The sequence below is a fragment of the uncultured Pedobacter sp. genome (assembly GCF_913776295.1).
Classification (GTDB): domain Bacteria; phylum Bacteroidota; class Bacteroidia; order Sphingobacteriales; family Sphingobacteriaceae; genus Pedobacter.
In genome coordinates, this window is sequence record NZ_CAJYOJ010000087.1 from 49513 (window position 1) to 67884 (window position 18372).

The window sequence follows — 18372 nt, forward strand, 5'->3', positions numbered from 1 at the left end:
TCTTTGGTTTTATCTGTTTATTATTAATCCTCTTCTTATCTAATCAGCGTTACTGTACCTTTTCTCATTGATGTTGTTCCATTGGTGAAGGTAATATCAACCATATACACATAAACTCCATTCGGTTGATTTACCCCTTTGAAAGTTCCGTCCCATCCGTTTGCAACGTTGTCTGACTGGAATATCAACTGACCCCATTGCGTGTAAATACTCATTTTAGCACTTAATATGGTATTACCGTAGATTAGGAATACATCATTCTTACCGTCATTATTTGGTGTAAATGCATTTGGTATATAAACCTGATCTCCAAAAGGATTAGCTGCTTTGCCGGTTGCTGAACCATTTTGACTGGTCTGGCATTCGGTCTGACCTTTAGCCCTCACCAGGATGCTCACATTTTGATCTGGTTTCAGTCCTGCTACCAGGTAAGTTGTTCCGCTTGATCCGCTTGTTGGGTTAAGCCAGGTTAAACCATTGTTTAATGAAACCTCGTATGCCGTAGCGCCTGTAACCGCAGCCCATGCAAAGGTTACACTGTTTGATGTAGTCGTTTGCACAACTACTACCGGTTTCTCTAATACCGGCAGTACAGTTACCGTAACAGCTGTTCTCGTTGCACTTGCGCAGCCACCTGCTGCGATTGCCTCTACATAATAGATGGTGGTCGCATTTAAGTTCGGCGTGGTAAAAGTGATACCTTCTGCCAACATTGTTCCGCCTGAGCTTGCAGCATACCATCTGTATACTAATCCGGCTACAGGATTATTTACCGTTAATATGGTTGAGTTACCTGCGCAAAGTGTTCCATTTGCTGCTGTTACCGATGCCGGAGCAACTGGTACTGGCAGTGCAATTACATTCACAGGTGTTCTGGATGATGATACACATGTTCCGTTTGCACCTTCAACATAGTAAGTAGTGTTTGCATTAACCACCGGTGTTGTAAAGTTTATGCCTGTTCCAACCAGCGTTCCCCCGGCTGATGCGGTATACCAATTGTATGTTACACCTGTCTGAGGATTCGTAACCGTTAATATTGCCGGACTTCCTGTACAAACACTAACCGATGTTGAAGCGACCGTTGGTATTGTTGGTTTTGTGTTGACAGTAACTGTTACTTTAACACGGCCGCCATTGTTCTTACAACCTCCTGTTCCAATGGCCAAAACATAGTAATCTGTTGTTGCTGCTAAGCTTGTTACATTGAATGTGGTACCAGTGAATAATAAATTACCACCTACCGCTGCGTTGTACCACTCGTAAGTAACACCTGCCTGAGCATTGGTTACGATAAGTGTGGCTCCATCACCTGCGCATATACCTCCGTTTGGTGCAGATACTACCGGATTGTTTGGCAACGCATTTACAGTTATGGTTACTAACCTTGCTGTTGCAGCAGTATTTTCACATTTGTTGTCACCTTTAACCTTTACATAATAGGTTGCATTTGCTGTTAGTACCGGTGTAGTGAATACCGCCCCGGTAAATACCACTGTATTCAAGTTAGCGTCGCTATACCAGGTAAATACCGGATTAGTAACTGTTGTGCTTGTTGCAGTTAATGTTGCTGCTGTATTGGCACAAACTGATGTGGAACCGTTTAGGGCAATATCTGCTGCAGTGGCAACCTGATTAACTTTAATGGTTACCGCTACTGCATTGGCAGCTGTGTTTTCACATTTATTTGTTCCTTTAACGGTTACATAATAAGTAGTGGTAGCGGTTAATACCGGTGTGGTAAATATTGGTCCGGTGAAGGCCACACTGGTTAAAGAAGCGTCATTGTACCAGGTAAATACCGGGTTGGTTACTGTTGTTGAACTGGCATTGATTACTGCTGTACCTGATCCACATACCGAACCTGGTGTAGACAAAGTAATATCAGCAGCTGTTGCCGCCTGGTTCACATTAACCGTAACTACTTTAGCCGTAATACCTGAATTTTCACACTTGTTATCGCCTTTAACCGTAACATAATATTTAGTGGTTGCGGTTAATGTTGGCGTCACAAAAGAGGCTCCCACATAAGCTACCGAAGTTAAAGCTGCGTCGTTATACCAGGTAAATATTGGATTGGTTACGGTTGTTGTACTTGCTACCAAAGTAGTACCTGATCCAGCGCATATTGATGCATCAGCAGCCGTAATATCAGCAGCGGTAGCTACCGGACTAACGTTAATGGTAATTACCCTTGCAGTACCAGGTGCATTCTCACATTTATTGTCACCTTTTACCGTTACATAATAGGTAGTGGTAGCATTTAATGTCGGTGTAGTGAATGTTGCGCCAATAAAACTTACATTGGTTAAGGCAGCATCACTATACCAGGTAAATACCGGATTGGTTACGGTTGCCGAAGTTGCACTTAATACTGCCGACGAACCTGCGCAAGCTGTTGTGCTTCCGTTCAGTATAATATCAGTAGTGTTAGCCAATGGATTAACCGTTACGGTTACTGCTTTGGCATCAGCTGCAGCATTTTCACATTTATTGGTTCCTTTAACACTTACATAATAAGTTGTAGTAGTGGTTAAGCCGGTTATCGTAAAGGTTGGACCAGTAAATACTGCGCTGGTTAACGAAGCATCACTATACCAGGTAAATACTGGTTGAGTTACCGTAGTACTCGAGGCCATTAACATTACAGTAGAACCTGAACAGATCCGGGCATTGCTCACTGCAATGTCGGCAGCGGTAGCAAAATCCTTAACGGTTACGGTAATTACCTTAGCGTTGGCAGGTGAATTTTCACATTTGTTATCACCCTTAACAGTTACATAATAAGTAGTGCTTGCATTAAGCGCTGGCGTAACAAAGCTAGCTCCGGTAAATGCTACCGTCGTCAAAGCCGCATCACTGTACCAGGTAAACACCGGATTAATTACTGTGGTTGTTGAGGCAGATAACGCTGCAGTTGATCCTTTACAGATTGAAGTAATTCCGCTTGCAGTAATATCAGCATCTGTAGCAGCAGGATTAACCGTTATGGTAACAGATTTTGCAGTTGCCGCTGTGTTTTCGCATTTGTTATCACCTTTAACCGTTACATAATAAGTGGTTGTTGCATTGAGCGCTGGCGTAACAAAGTTAGCTCCGGTAAATGCTACCGTTGTCAAAGCAGCATCACTATACCAGGTAAATACCGGACTGGTTACCGTGGTACTTGTTGCATTTAAGGTAACTGAAGCACCACCACAAACGGTACTTGTTCCAGCCAGATTAATATCTGCCGGGGTAGCCACAGGATTTACCGTTATCGTAACCTCTTTTGCATTACCTGCTGTGTTAGCACATTTATTTGTTCCACTTACTGTAACATAGTATCTGGTTGTTGCGGTTATGGCTGGAGTAGTAAATACTGCGCCTACAAAAGCGACCTGCGTTAAGGCCGCATCCGTGTACCAGGTAAATACCGGACTGGTTACAGTGGTACTGGCTGCTGTAAGCACTGCTGTACCAGAAGCACATATTGATGTAGTTCCGGTCACAGTTACATCGGTAGGTAATGCAGATGGATTAACCGTAATGGAAACTTTTGTACGCGTGGAGTTTGAACAACCTGTTCCACTTACCGCTTCAACATAATAATCATATGTTCCTGCTGCAAGCGACGTAGAGGTAGTAAAACTACTGTTGTTGGTTACCAGCATGTTTCCGGCTACCGCAGCATCGTACCAGTTATAAGTTACACCCGCAACGGACTGAACGCTTAACGTAGCAGATGAGCCAACACAGGTTGTAGTAGGGTTGTTGGTTGATGGGACCGGTGGTAATGGTGGCGTTAAAATGGTTACAGTTACTTTAGCTGCAGGAGTTTCACAGCCATTTGCCGTAGCCGTTACTGAATAAGTATAAGTTCCAGCAGCTAAAGCAGGGTCTGTTGTGAAAATTGCTCCGTCTTTCCCTGCCTGGTAAGTTGCTCCTAAGTACCATTTGTACACTACACCTGCTTGTGGGTTTTGCACACTTAAGGTAGCAGGAGAACCTTGACAAGCACTTACAGTACTTGTTGTAACGGTTGGCGTAGTGATTACCCTTTGGGCATAATCCAGATTAACAGAGGTTAATGCACCAAGAAGCCCTGAGTTTAACCTCAATTCCACACCGTCAAATCTGCTGGTTGGCACAAAAGTTAATATGGCCGACGTTCCACCTGATAATAATTGTAGGTTGATTAACGGATTGGATATAGAAACTGCATCATTATTGCTGGTGGTGCCCTGGAATGTAGTTACCGTTAAGTTATTTAATACCCCTACCGAAAGCAATGCTCCCGGAGTGGTAATTTTCACCCTCAAGGTATCACCTATATTTGATAAGCCTGTAAAACCAACCTGGTGATAAACCGATGCACCTAATGAGCCCACAGGAATAACCAGGCTAGATCCGGTATTGATATCGTTATCAACCGCGAATGTTGGGTTGTAAACCCCAGCCAGTAATGCCACTCCCGTTACACCGCTTGCCACTGTTGTAGTCGCTGCGCCGCAAGGGGTAACTACCGGATTACCGTTAGGCACTACCGTAACTGTTACAGTTGCTCTGCTTGTTGCAGTACAGCCACCTGGAATAGTTGCCTCAACGTAATAAGTTGTTGTGCTGCTTAACTGCGGTGTTACATAAGTTTCGCCGGTATATACCGGAACTGTTCCGTTTGCAGTAGTATACCAGTTAATGGTTGCTCCTGCTGTACCCGAAGTTGCTTTTAATACCGCAACCGAACCTTCACTAATGGTGATCGCTGGCGGCGTAATCACCGGAACATCAATGGTTCCAAGCACAATTTTACCTTCAGTTCTGGTTGATGAATTACCGCAACTGTTCACTGCAGCTACAAAGTAACTTCTATCTGCTGTAATTAATGGTGTGGTAAAGTTATCACCGGTAAATAATACAGTGGTTGAGGTTGCAGTATCGTACCAGTTATAAGTACTACCTGCAACCGGGTTTTTAATCTGGAAGGCAACCGATGTATTAGGGCAGGTATTAACCAATGCCGAAAGCAGATCAGGCGTTACCGGAGCAGGGTTGGTAGTAACGTTTACTACAGTTTTGTAGCTTACACAACCCGTTGCTGAAACTGCAGCTACATAGAATTTAGTATCGCCTGTAAGAACAGGAGTAGTAAATATAACGCCGTCTTTACCACTTAAGTAAGTGCCGGTAGCATCGTACCACCTGTATGTCAAACCTGATGATGGATTATTCACCTGCAATTGAGCAGTTGATCCTACACAAGCAGTAACATTAGCCGAGGTTACTGTTGGCGCAACCAAAATGCGTTGTGCGTAATTGAAGTTGATCGAGGTTAATGCACCCAATACACCTGAATTCAATCTTACTTCTACTCCATCAAAAACATTGGTTGGAACAAAAGTGATTAAAGCCTGTGTATTACCGCTCAGCAACTGAACATTCAACAAGTTATTATTTAACAATTGCGAATCACCATTGCTATTCGTTCCAACATAAGTGGAGATGGCCGCATTACCTAATAGTGAAAGCGACAATAGTTTTCCTGGCGATGATACCAATACACGTACGGTATCGCCCACTGTGGATAGTGATCCAAAACCTACTCTCTGATAAACTGACGCACCTAGCGCTCCAACCGGCATTACCAATGAAGATGCGGTTTGTGTATCGTTATCAATAGCTAAAGCCGGGTTAAACACACCTGATAACAAGGCTACACCGGTAACACCGTTAACCTGCGTGATTGCTGCCTCGCAGGGAACCGGATTTGGCGATCCGTTACCGTCAACGGTAATAGTCACCTGAACGCGGCTTGCGGAAGCACAACCATTTGTAGAAACCGATTCTACATAATAAGTGGTAGTAGCTAATAGTGGAGGTGTAACATATGTTGCTCCTACATAAACTGGTGTGGTTGAAGTATTGGAAGTATACCAATTGAAAGTATTGGTTGGATCAGCAGATGTTGCTGTTAAAATTGCGGTCTGACCCGCGCTTACGGTTGATGAACTAGCAGTTACAACAGGTAAAGCAGGACGGGGATTTACCGATACAGCGGCAGCGGCACGTGTAGCACTTGTACAGTTTCCCTGAGAAGCCTCTACATAATAAGTAGTTGCTGCTGTTAATGATGGCGTTGAAAATACTGCACCCGTGAAAACAAGGTTTCCTCCTGTCGCAGCATCATACCATTTATAGGTGACCGCAGCATCTGGGTTCGCAACAGATAAAGTTGCTGATGATCCCTCACAAACATTTGCAATGGTTGCCAATACCGGTGTTGGTAATGCTGGTGTTACCGTTACCGTAACCGGGATTCGGGTTATATTAGGGCAACCGGCTTTGCTTACCTGGATATAATAAGTTGTAGTAGCTGATAAGGCTGGCGTGGTAAATGTTTCGCCTGTGCCTAGTTGTGTACCACCTGTTGCCGCATCGTACCAGGCCAATGTTGTACCACCGTTAGCCGTTGCAGTTAATGTGGCTATGCTTCCTGCACAAATAGTTTGAGCACCCGCAGTTACTGTTGGTCCAGGATAAATTACAGTTGCCCCATAAACGTCCAAGCTGGTTAAAACGGTAGCTAATGCACCAAAACTAACCTGTACCCTATCGTATACGCCGCCTGCCAGTACAGTTGCTGCAAAACGATTACCTGATAAAAGCCGGAGATTCAATAATCCACCATTTAATTGTGTCGTTTTTACAACCGTAGTACCATTTAATACGGTAACAGTTATGTTGTTTAACAAACCTACGTCTGCCAAACCAGTAGGCAAGGCTAAATCTAAACGAATACTATCTGTAGCTGCTCCAACCGTTGGGAAAATTAATTGCTGGTATCCCGATCCACCTACTCCTACCGCTAGCGATATCCTGGTAAAGTTATTAGAATCTGCATCGGTAGAATTTCCCGCACCAGTTATACCGCAGAGTAAACAGATTCCGTTAATTCCGGAGTTTTGTGCATTGGCTGCATTACACGCAGTTCCGCCGCCGTTATTTAATACGGTAACGGTTACCGGTACACGGTTCGCACTTTTACAACCGTTGGTATTTGTAGTTTCTACATAATATGTGGTGGTGGCAGACAGGGCCGGCGTGGTAAATGAAGTACCTGCACCTACCTGTGTTCCTCCTGTGGCAGTATCATACCATTCAATGGTATTTCCAGCATCTGCCGTAGCCGATAAAGTGGTAGACTGACCGGCATTAATTACCTGGTTATTAGTGGTTACCGTAGCTGCAGTTGCCGGTGGGTTAACTGAAACATTAACCGAAGTTCTCGAACTTACTACAGTTCCGGATACTGCCTCAACGTAAAATACCGTTTGAGCGTTTATTGCAGGAGTTACAAAAACACCTGTATTATTAGTCACCAATGGTGTACTCCCGGTAGAAGCATACCAGTTATAAGTTACACCAGCCTGTAAATTGCTAACGCTCAAAGTGGCTGAGCTTCCGGCACAAACTGTTGCTGCGGCTACTACAGGAGCATCAACTGTTACAGTTAAGCTGTAAGCAGTTGTTGCCTTGTTTCCGTTCGCATCTGTTGCAGTTAAAGAAATGGTAAAATTTCCACCTAAAGTCGGCGTTCCTGTTATTTCTCTAGTTGCCGTATTAAAGCTTAATCCAGGAGGAAGATTTGAGGCTAAATAAGTATATGGTGCTGTTCCACCTGTTACTGCTGGTAAAGTTTGCGTTGGATAAGGTGTCCCTACAATACCATTAGGTAAAGTCGCTCCAGGCAACGATAATATCCCTATTATCTGAAGTGCATAATTATTACTTGCTGTTCTGCCTTCACTATCTGTAGCGGTAACACCGATTGAATAATTTCCTGCTTGCGTAGGCGTTCCTGAAATTGCTCTTGTTGTCGGATCAAAAGTTAATCCTGCCGGCAGATTGCTTCCTGCATAAGTGTAGGGTCCAACACCACCAGTTGCAGCAGGTAAGGTTTGCGTAGCATAAACTGTTCCTTCTGTTCCATCAGGCAAAGTTGCTGCAGGTAACAATAGCGGATCAACTACTACGATTGCATAATTATTGGTTACTGTTTTTCCATCAGCATCGGTTACTGTTACCGGTACGGTAAAAGTTCCGGACTGTGTAGGTGTACCCGTAATTTCTCTTGTAGAAGGGTTAAAAGTCAATCCTAGAGGAAGACCGGTTGCCGCATAAGTATAAGGACCTGTTCCACCTGTTGCAGAAGGAATAGTCTGAGTAGGATAAACGATACCGGTAGTTCCATTGGCTAAAGTTGCCGCAGGTAAAACCAATGGATCAGTTACTTTAAGTGTATAACTCGCCGTAATTGTATTACCATTGGCATCAGTTACCGTAACCGGAATGATGAAAGTTCCGGTCTGAGTTGGCGTACCTGTAATTTCTCTTGTAGCAGGGTTAAAAGTCAAACCTGGAGGAACACCTGTAGCGGAATAAGTGTAGGGACCTGTTCCTCCGGTTGCAGCTGGAATTCCATTAGTGGTATAAGCTGTACCTGTTACTCCATCAGGCAATGCTCCCGGAGCCAATGTCAACGCTGGTGTTACCGTTAAAGTAAATGTTGCTGTTGTATTACAACCTTTTGTATCGGTTACTACAACATCGAATGTTGGATTACCTGTTGCAGTCGGTATTCCGCTTAACAGACCACTTGTTGATAAGGTTAAACCCGCAGGCAGAGAACTACCCGTTGCTAAGGCATAAGTATAACCTGGTGTTCCACCAGTAGCTACCGGAAGTTGCTTACTGTAAGGCGAGGCAATTGTTGCATTGGTTAACGTAGTACCTGTAAATACAATTACCGGATTAACGGTAATAACCACCGGTACCCTTGTGGCATTTGAACAATTTCCTTTACTTACCTGAACATAATAAGTAGTTGTTGCAGCTAACACAGGAGTAGTGAAGTTTGCACCTGTCCCCACCTGGTTTCCACCTGTTGGCGCATCGAACCAAGCTAAAGTAGTGCCGCCATTTGCTGTTGCACTCAATGTGGCCGTGCTTCCTGCACAGATAGACTGCGCACCGGCTATAAATGTCGGATTGGGATAAACTACTGTTGCGCCATAAATGTCGAGGCTGGTTAACGCAGAAGCCAGGGCACCAAAGCTCACCTGAACCCTATCGTAAGTGCCACCTGCTAAAACAGTTGCTGCAAAACGGTTGCCTGACAAAAGTTGAAGACTTAATAATGCACCGTTTAATTGAACGGTTTTTACAACTGTAGTCCCGTTTAATACCGTAAGGGTTACATTATTTAAAAGGCCAGCATCAGCTAAACCGGTTGGTAAAGCCAGGTCTAAACGGATACTATCTGTAGCTACACCTGTAGATGGGAAAATCAATTGTTGATAGCCGGTTGCTGTAACTCCCACAGCGAGAGAAATCCTGGTGAAGTTATTTGCATCGGCATCAGTAGAATTACCGGCACCATTTACAGCACATAATAAACAGATGCCATTAATTCCTGTATTTTGACTATTTGCAGCATTACAGGCCGTTGCGCCACCACCATTAATTACGGTAACCGTAACCGGAACACGGCTTGCACTTTTACAGCCATTACTGCTTGTGGTTTCTATGTAATAAGTTTTTGTTGTTGTTAAGGCTGGCGTGGTGAATGAAGTTCCCGCTCCAACCTGTGTACCTGCTGATGGAGCATCAAACCAGGCGATGGTATTTCCGGCATCAGCGGTAGCAGTTAACGTGGTAGTTTGTCCGGAGTTGATAACCTGGTTATTTGTAGTTACGGTTGCTAAAGTTGCCGGTGGATTAACGGAAACTGTAACCGATGTTCTAGAACTTGTTGCAGCTCCAGAAACAGCTTCTACATAAAACACAGTAGCTGAATTTACGGCCGGCGTTACATAAGTACCGTTATTACCAGTTACCAACGGTGTACTTCCTGTTGATGCATACCAGTTGTAAGTTACACCCGCCTGCAGGTTACTGACTGTTAAAGTAGCCGTGCTACCGGTACATACTGTAGCTGAAGCTACAACCGGTGCATTCACGGTTACGGTTAAGGTATAACTGGTGGTAGCCCTATTATTGTTAGCATCTGTAGCAGTTAATGAAATATTATAGGTACCACCCTGCGTTGGTGTCCCGGTGATTTCTCTGGTAGTGGGATTAAATGATAATCCCGGAGGAAGATTTGTTGCTGCATAGGTATACGGAGACGTTCCACCTGTTACAGCCGGTAAAGTTTGTGGTAGATAAGACGTACCTACAACCCCGTTAGGTAAAGTTTGCGTTGGTAAAGTTAAAGTACCATTTACTTTAACAGGATAATTGTTACTTGCTGTTTTACCTTGACTATCGGTAACGGTAACGCCAATTACATAATTACCTGCCTGTGTTGGTGTACCGGTAATCTCTCTTGTGGTTGCATTAAACGATAATCCAGCAGGAAGATTGGTACCGACATAAGTATAAGGACCAACGCCACCGGTGGCAGCAGGTAAAGTTTGCGTAGCATAAACTGCTCCTTCGGTTCCATCTGGCAGGGTTGCAGCAGGCAATAACAAAGGATTGTTAATGTTGATGGTATAATTGGTAATTACTGTTTTTCCATCAGCATCAGTTACCGTAACGGGTATAGTATAAGAACCAACCGTTGTTGGCGTACCGGTAATGGCTCTGGTTGATGGATTAAAAGTTAAGCCTGGAGGAAGACCGGTTGCCACATAAGTATATGGTGTAGTCCCCCCTGTTGCGCTTGGTATAATCTGTGTGGTATAAATTGTCCCGGTAGTACCATCAGCTAAAGTTGCTGCCGGTAATAACAAAGGGTCTGTTACTTTTATGGTATAATTAGCAATTAGGGTATTACCGTTTGCGTCAACAACGGTAACTGGTATCGAATAGATTCCAGGCTGGGTTGGTGTTCCGGTAATTTCCCTTGTTGTTGGATTGAAAGTTAAGCCCGGAGGAACACCTGTTGCAGTATAAGTGTATGGCCCTGTTCCACCTGTTGCAGCAGGAATGGTCTGTGTTGGATAAACAGTTCCTGTTAAACCATTAGGTAATGTACCCGGCGTAAGAACCAATGCAGCAGTGACCGTTAAGTTATAAGTTGCAGTTGCTTTACAGCCTTTAGTATCAGTTGCAACCACAGAAAAAGTGTAGGTATTGGCCACCGTTGGTGTTCCGGTAATAGCACCTGCGGATGATAAACTTAAACCTGCAGGTAATGTACTACCTGCAGCCAAAGCATAGGTATACCCCGCGGTTCCGCCTGTAGCTGCATCCAATTGTTTAGCATAGGCAAAACCTGGTGTGGCATTTGTTAGTGTAGTGCCGTTAAAAACAATTTGTGGATTTACGGTAATTTCAACGGGGATCCTTGCCGATTCGGTTGTACATCCTACCCGTCTTGCAGCCACGTAATAAGTTTTGTTAGCTGTTAATGCCGGGGTAGTAAAAACACCATTAAAAGCAACTGTTTGTAGTGCGGCGCCGCCTTCTACCGCTTCATACCATCTCAATTCGTTAGTATTCGGCGTAGTAGCATTTAATGGCACCGTGCTATTGTAACAGGTAGCAATTACCGTACTTGCCGGGGTTGGCCGGCCGGCAGAGCGGATTACACCATATAAATTAATAGTTTGTGTAAGGTTTAGGGCAACTACTGAACCCAGTGTAACCTTCACCCGATCGTATACTACATTGGCACCTGGAGAAAAAGGTATCGATACCGGCTGCCCGCTGTTGAGTAAGCCTAACAAGTCCAGGTTTAATAAACTTGCTGCCGAACCCGTGTATACCTGTGTACCGCCATTATAGGCCGTTATAGAAATGTTCTGTAAAAGTCCTGCCGTTAGCAATGCAGGTGAAGCGCTGATCCTTAGATTAATATCATCGCCAGGATTTGACGGTGTTGCAAAATAGAAATTCTGGCTAATGGATGACCCCACGCCAAGTACCCCTAAACTCAGTTGAGAAAAATTATTTGGATCGGAATCAATTGCCCTTTCGCTGTTGGTTACGCCAGAACTGCCCAGCTGTAAAGCATCAAGTGTAATTCCCGTTCCTTCGAATCCTGTAGAAAATGCCTGTGCACAAGGATCGGTGCCTGAAGTATAAAAAGCGTAATAAACCTTTGTATTATTGGCCACCGAAACCAGCAGTGCGTTGGTTACATCTCTAACAAATACCCTGTCATAAGCCTGTGTAGGCGTTATCGCTATATAAAAGAAACCATTTGCATCTTTTACTAACCGCAGATTATCTGAAGAAAACCCGTCGACACTGTTACCGCCGGTTGGGGGAACTGCCGAAGCACCATTTCTGGCCCCTACCTGAAATGAATGGTTTCCAAGAACTACCGTTCCCCCAACATTAGCCAGTAAAGTACCTAAACTGCCACCTAACAACCTGTTCAGCACATCTGCATCAAAATCTATCCTGATATAAGATGTTGTTCCTGCAGCAACAGCAGCCGGATATTTTAATTCCAGCTCTCCATTATACGCCCCTACTCCAACAGCAATGCCACCGTAAGAATTAACTGTAGCAAAATTGTTATTATCTAAAGTTGCATTGGTTGCATTATCCACCCTGCTTTGAGCAGATACCGTGTTTGCAAAAATTTTAGTTTGCGTATACGATTTGGAAGAGAAGAGCGTTAGTAGGATGATAACTGCAATACTAGAATTGCGGATGATCCATTTGCGGGATGATAAAGTAAGGGTTTTCATCATATCAGGCGTTATTTTAGGAGACATACTATGTGCTAATGCTACTGCATGGTTAGTGTTCTTTCAGGGGCATTATATAACCATGACAAATCTAAATTTGAAATAGCTACCTATCTTATCCATTCCTATTCATTTTTATTCCGCCCCATTCATTCATTTTATTCATACCGGGCTTTCTTAGTGAATAGATTTCCTCAATTGTTAAATTATGATGACATTAGCGTTAGTCATCCCATCTGTTAATTCATGAATGCTAACGATCTCCTTATCGAACTCCGGAAGTTTGTCCTCATAAAATCTGGTTTGAGAAATATCGACCCGGCTCATTGTAAGATTATTTCTGAATACGTATATCAGGAAACTAAAAACTATGTAAGCGAAACAACGATCAAACGTTTTTTTGGCTTTGCAAACACCTTACATAAATTTTCGCTATTTACATTAAATAGCCTTTCGCAATACATAGGTTATAACGATTGGGAATCATTCTGTAAGGACAAGGAAAATCAAACAAGCTCTGCTCAAAGCATCTGGCAGGATTTAAAGCTTAAGGCACATGCCATTACAGAAGTATCATTAATTGCCAAAAAAAATAATTCTGGTGTTCCGTTTAATGCCACCGCTAACAGAAGTTTTTTTTATCCGGACTTTGATTATTTCTTAAAAAACAACTACCAGTTTACAACGGTAAGTGCGCAGCCTGGACAGGGAAAATCGATACTGCTAGCACATATGGTCGAGTATTTTTTCCTCTCAGAGAATGCCCTTTACAAAAATGACATTGTGTTATTGATCAACTCTACCAGTCTTAATACCATCATCCAAAGCAGCGATACTTTAAAAGATTGGTTTTTAAAAGAATTCAAATTCGGAAGCCTTAGTGAGCTGATCAGTTTCTTTAAAAAAAATCCTGAAAAGCGGGAGGGCCGCTTTATTATCATTGTTGATGGTATTGATGAACATTTAGCCAAAAGCCATTATTTTAAAATATTTATCGACTTTTTATACAGCATAGAAGAAAATAGTTTTGTTAAACTCATATTTGGCCTGCGAACAGATACCTGGATCAATCTTCAGCCGGCCATTTATGGTTCTGCATCTTTAACTAAAGCCTGGTATACGGGCTTATTTTATGATGAGGAAACCTTAAGTAACGTACCACCATTAAATATTGATGAGATACTTTACACTTTAAGCCATTTAGAAAATAAAATTATCAACCGGGCAGATGTGAGTTCGCCCCTTTTAACCCAATTTAAAACGCCTTTCTGGCTACAGGTTTTTTTCAAGCTCAAAGATGAAAACCACCAACTTGAGCTGAACAATCCTTTATTATGTTATGAATTGATTAATTACTTTCTAGAAAAACGCGTATTCCTGGCAAAAAAAAGTACCGAAAAGATATTTTTGCTTAAAAAAATAAGTGACTGCATTTCAGAAGGTAACAGAAAGTTAAGGGTTTCTAAAGAAAAAATACTCAGCTACATCAATTGTTATCCCGATGCGTACGAAGAACTTCTGAACGCGGGCATTATCATTGAAGAAAAAAGGTTAAGCACAAGCATTCCTACAGAGATCGTCCGCTTTTTAAATAATGACATTTACACCTACTTTCTATTCATACAAATTACTGATAAATTTGACTATAAGCCTGATAAACAATTTTTTGAACACATTCTAAAAAGTTTCTCTGATCAAAGTCCCCAAAGAGACCATATCCTGAACTGGTCTATCAGATTTTGTATCAACCGCAACGAAATTGCTGCTTTAAAAAATATTTTCAAACTGCCATTTTCCAACCGCGAAAAAAACGGGGCATTCGATTTCATCTGTTATGTATCGAAATACGAGCTTAGCAAACCCAACGGCAATTTTAATAAGTTGAGTATTGGTGTAGATTTTATCGATATTATGGCTACAGGAAGAACCATGAGCAACCTGTACAGAGAAGCCATCCGGACCATTTCGGAGAACGTACTGAATGAAGACATTCAGATTATGCTGCATGTAATAGAATGCAATGTAAATCTTATCGATGTAGACAAAGTGGCATTAGCCAACACTATGCAACTGCTTAAAAGAAATTATAAAAGATTAAACGAACTGTTCCCGATCAACCCCTATGATTTAATTCTCTACTTCCATAACAGTCTGAATAACAAACCTAACGAAAGTAAAAGCCTCGAAGATAAAATCATAAAACTTTGCAAGGAGATCGATCAGAGTAAGCCAAAGAAAAATGAAGAAATTACTTCTGCCGAAATACTTTCTTACCGATTGGTCCTAATCGCTTTATTTTCTCAAAAAAGTTATGCAGAATGCCACCGTTTTATCATGGCTATCCTGCATAAGTATCCGAATATTTTTTATGTCAGACATTCGGTATTCTCTCCATTTTTATTGCTTCACCTAGGGCAAACCTATATTAAACTCAATTATTTTAAAAAAGCGCAGCGCATTATACAGTTCGTAAATAAAATTATCAGCAGCAACTATACCTACTATACCAATTTTATATTAGCCAGCTTTAATATTTTTAAGGCGAACTTTTATAATGCCACCCATCATTACGAACAAGCGCTTATAGAAACAAATATAGGTTTGGACATTACGAAAAAGAATAATTTTAAGATGTTCGAAATCGCGTTATTATTGAGCAAGATCGATATATTAAAACATACCGAAGAATCAGAGGAAGTATCTAACGTAATTAAAGAACTGCTCAACTTTTTAACAGCCCATAAACTCTCTATGCCCGATTATTCCAACCTCAGCAGCCAGGAATTCGAGCATACCTTTAAGATTTTAAAATCTTATCGCCGGCATCAAAACCTGTAATAAAGGTTGGATTCATTCAGATCGTATGTTTTTATATGGTAGCGCAAGGCCTGTAATAAACACCAAACTCCCTCCTGTTTTTCGCTTTTACGCTTCGCTGCCTCGTACCTCGTTGCTGCAGGGTAATCGCTTCAACCGGGGCTAGTTGGCCAATGCAGCCTTTCATTTGTAGCGTTACCAGGTGCAGAAGACTTTGTTTCCAAACGCGATTGAGCGAACACGGAGTGCAACGGAGTAAAGCGCAAAGCGGGACCGAAGTCCGCCAAGAACCACAGCGCGATAATTTCCTTATTCTAAAATAAATTACTTTTTTATGGAGCGCAAGGCTTGTACTCAACACTAAATTCCATTCCGTTTTTCGCTTTTACGCTTCGCTGCCTCGTACCTTGTTGCTGCAGGGTAACCGCTCCAACCAGGGCTAGTTGGCCAATGCAGCCTTTCATTTGTAGCGTTACCAGGTGCAGAAGACTTTGTTTCTAAACGCGATTGAAGCGAACACGGAGTGCAACGGAGTAAAGCGCAAAGCGGGACTAAAGGCCGCCAAAAACCACTAACCGATCATTTTCAAATAATTTTTATTTCTCCATTACCGATATATCAAACTTACTTATTTGAAGTGCAAAGCCTGTATACATTGTAGATGCATCTGCATTTCTCCAGTATGGCTATTTTATCAGATTATAAAGCTCATCCAGCTTAGGGGAAAGCACAATTTCTATCCTTCTGTTTTTACTTCTTCCATCTGCATTTGCGTTAGAGCCTAACGGCTGAAATTCTCCTTTACCTGTAGCTGTCATCCTTACACTTTCTACCTTCTCGTTCTCAGTTAAATAACGCACCACAGAAGTAGCTCTCAATACACTTAAATCCCAGTTATCTTTAATTTGTCCCAGGTTATTTATTTTCTGATTGTCGGTATGGCCCTCTACTGCTATATTAATTTCCGGCTGCTGTTTTAATACATTGGCCAATTGTGTTAAAGCCTGTTTGCCTTTTTCATCAATAATGATACTTCCCGACGGGAATAAAAGTTTATCGGTTAGCGAAACGTAAACCTTGCCGTTTTTGATTTCGACCGTTAAACCGCTTTTGGTAAATCCCAACAGGGCCTGCTGAAGTTTTTCTTTAAGTGAGTTGGTGGCTTCATCGCGTTTGCGCAGCACCTCTTCCACTTCTTTTAAACGTTTCTCACGGGCAGCCAGATCTCCTGATAACTTGGTAATTTCAGTTGAAGAATTGTTTTTAAGTTTTTTGTAGTTTGCATCAATGGTATTGTAATTATCCTGTAGATCGCGAAGCTCTTCAGCCATCAATGTGGTATCTTTTTTCAATTGTGAAACCTCTTTTTCAAGGTTTTCGATCTTGATTAAACTTTCATTAAACGCGGTATAAAGCGAGTCTTTACTTCCCAATAAGGCTTTATACTTTTTAGGAGATAATACTACGCAGGAAGTTAATGAAGAAAAAAAGAGGAGAATAGCAAAGGCAAGGAAGGTATTTTTCATGTTTAAAATTTCAAGGGTTGGTATGTAGTAGCAGACATCTAGTAGCAAGTATTTAGTAGCAAGTATTTAGTATCAAGTATCAGGATTGAGGCTTGTAAATTAATTCTGATAATTGGTTTTATTTATTGTAAACTGACAACCGTTAACTGTCTACTGCTCTATCGCATTCCGTAAAAATGCAACTAAAGGTTGTACAGTTTTAAAAGAACTTATCAACTTATTAACGAGGTTTGGTGTTAAAAATTCTTCGTCATCAATTTTTTGAGTGGCTTCGAAACTTTTCAGCTTTAAAAACTCGATGTTCGGATCTGCAGGATCATAGCCTTTCGGCGCATTTTTTAGGGCATTATCAAAGCCCAGTTTAAAGTTTTTCTTAAAATCTTTTCCATTAACAATCTCTTTAAAATCGTCTATATTGTAATCAATTTCTTGTCTGATCAATTTTAAATGCGGTGCCTCAGGCATCCAGTATCCGCCGGCAAGAAAACTTTTCCCAGGCTGGATATGCAGATAATAACCCGGCTCGTTGCCTCCTCTGCTTTTTGCCGAAAACCAGATACCGAAGTTATTTTTATAGGGATCTTTATTTTTACTGAAACGCACATCGCGATAAATGCGCAACAGGCTTTTTTTAGGATCTCCCTCTGCTGAAAGCAATGGATCTACCTTAGCCAGCTCGGGAATGAGTATGGTCACCAATGCCAAAACATCAGCTTTTGCAGCCTCATACAACTGTTTATTAGCGGCAAACCATTCGCGGTTGTTATTTTCCGCTACGTTTTTTATAAACTGGAGAGTTTCTTTTTTTAGCATCATTTAGGGTGCATTTGATCATTAGTTCAGTAGCCATTGGTTTAATAGCCAAATTATTGTTTTGTTTAACCGTCGCCAAACGCTTATCGCTAACCACCAAACCAACAGTTAACCGATTTAAACAGTTAACCTATTTATCGTAATAGGGCTTATACTTAATATTTGGCGATAAAACATGAAGCAATATGATCCTCGAATAACGGTAATTGAAGGGATACAGTACAAAACAACCTGTAAAAATTACAATCAGGTAAGGCCAGAAAGTTTCATCAGTAAGCGGGCCAAAAATTAAATAGGTTAGAAAACTTGCCAAAAGCATTTCAATCACATTCATGGCATAGCTTACATACATGGCTGCATAAAAGTAACCGGGTTCAATTTCTATCCGCTGTGCGCAATGTCCGCAGATTTCTTTGGTGTGCTGAATGTTCCAACCGTACATACTGCCCGTAAAAATATCTCCCCTGCGGCAATGCGGGCATTTACAATGTACAATGGCATAGAGTTTTGAGGTCGTTTGATCAGACATA

At 42.0% G+C, this 18372-nt stretch carries 5 protein-coding genes; 1 reads left to right on the forward strand and 4 read right to left on the reverse strand.

What is annotated here, in order from left to right; all coding sequences use genetic code 11:
* Window positions 1–35: 35 nt before the first annotated feature.
* Complete coding sequence (locus QZ738_RS20525; protein ID WP_293790193.1) at window positions 36–12689, reverse strand: putative Ig domain-containing protein; 12654 nt, start codon at window positions 12687–12689, stop codon at window positions 36–38.
* 243 nt (window positions 12690–12932) lie between these two features.
* Here QZ738_RS20525 and QZ738_RS20530 point away from each other — a divergent pair, with 243 nt between their 5' ends.
* On the forward strand, window positions 12933–15524 hold the full coding sequence (locus QZ738_RS20530) for a hypothetical protein (RefSeq protein WP_293790196.1): 2592 nt from the start codon (window positions 12933–12935) through the stop codon (window positions 15522–15524).
* Between the two features lie 665 nt (window positions 15525–16189).
* Here the strand turns inward: QZ738_RS20530 and QZ738_RS20535 are convergent.
* The 3 genes from QZ738_RS20535 to QZ738_RS20545 form a co-directional block, all read right to left on the reverse strand.
* Window positions 16190–17029, reverse strand: coding sequence for an OmpA family protein (locus QZ738_RS20535; protein ID WP_293790199.1), 840 nt, complete (start codon window positions 17027–17029; stop codon window positions 16190–16192).
* Window positions 17030–17179: 150 nt separating this feature from the next.
* A complete protein-coding gene (locus QZ738_RS20540; protein WP_293790202.1) occupies window positions 17180–17845 on the reverse strand; it encodes a DUF2461 domain-containing protein in 666 nt (221 codons plus the stop codon).
* Window positions 17846–17972: 127 nt separating this feature from the next.
* On the reverse strand, window positions 17973–18371 hold the full coding sequence (locus tag QZ738_RS20545; protein ID WP_293790205.1) for a DUF983 domain-containing protein: 399 nt from the start codon (window positions 18369–18371) through the stop codon (window positions 17973–17975).
* Between the last annotated feature and the right edge of the window lies 1 nt (window position 18372).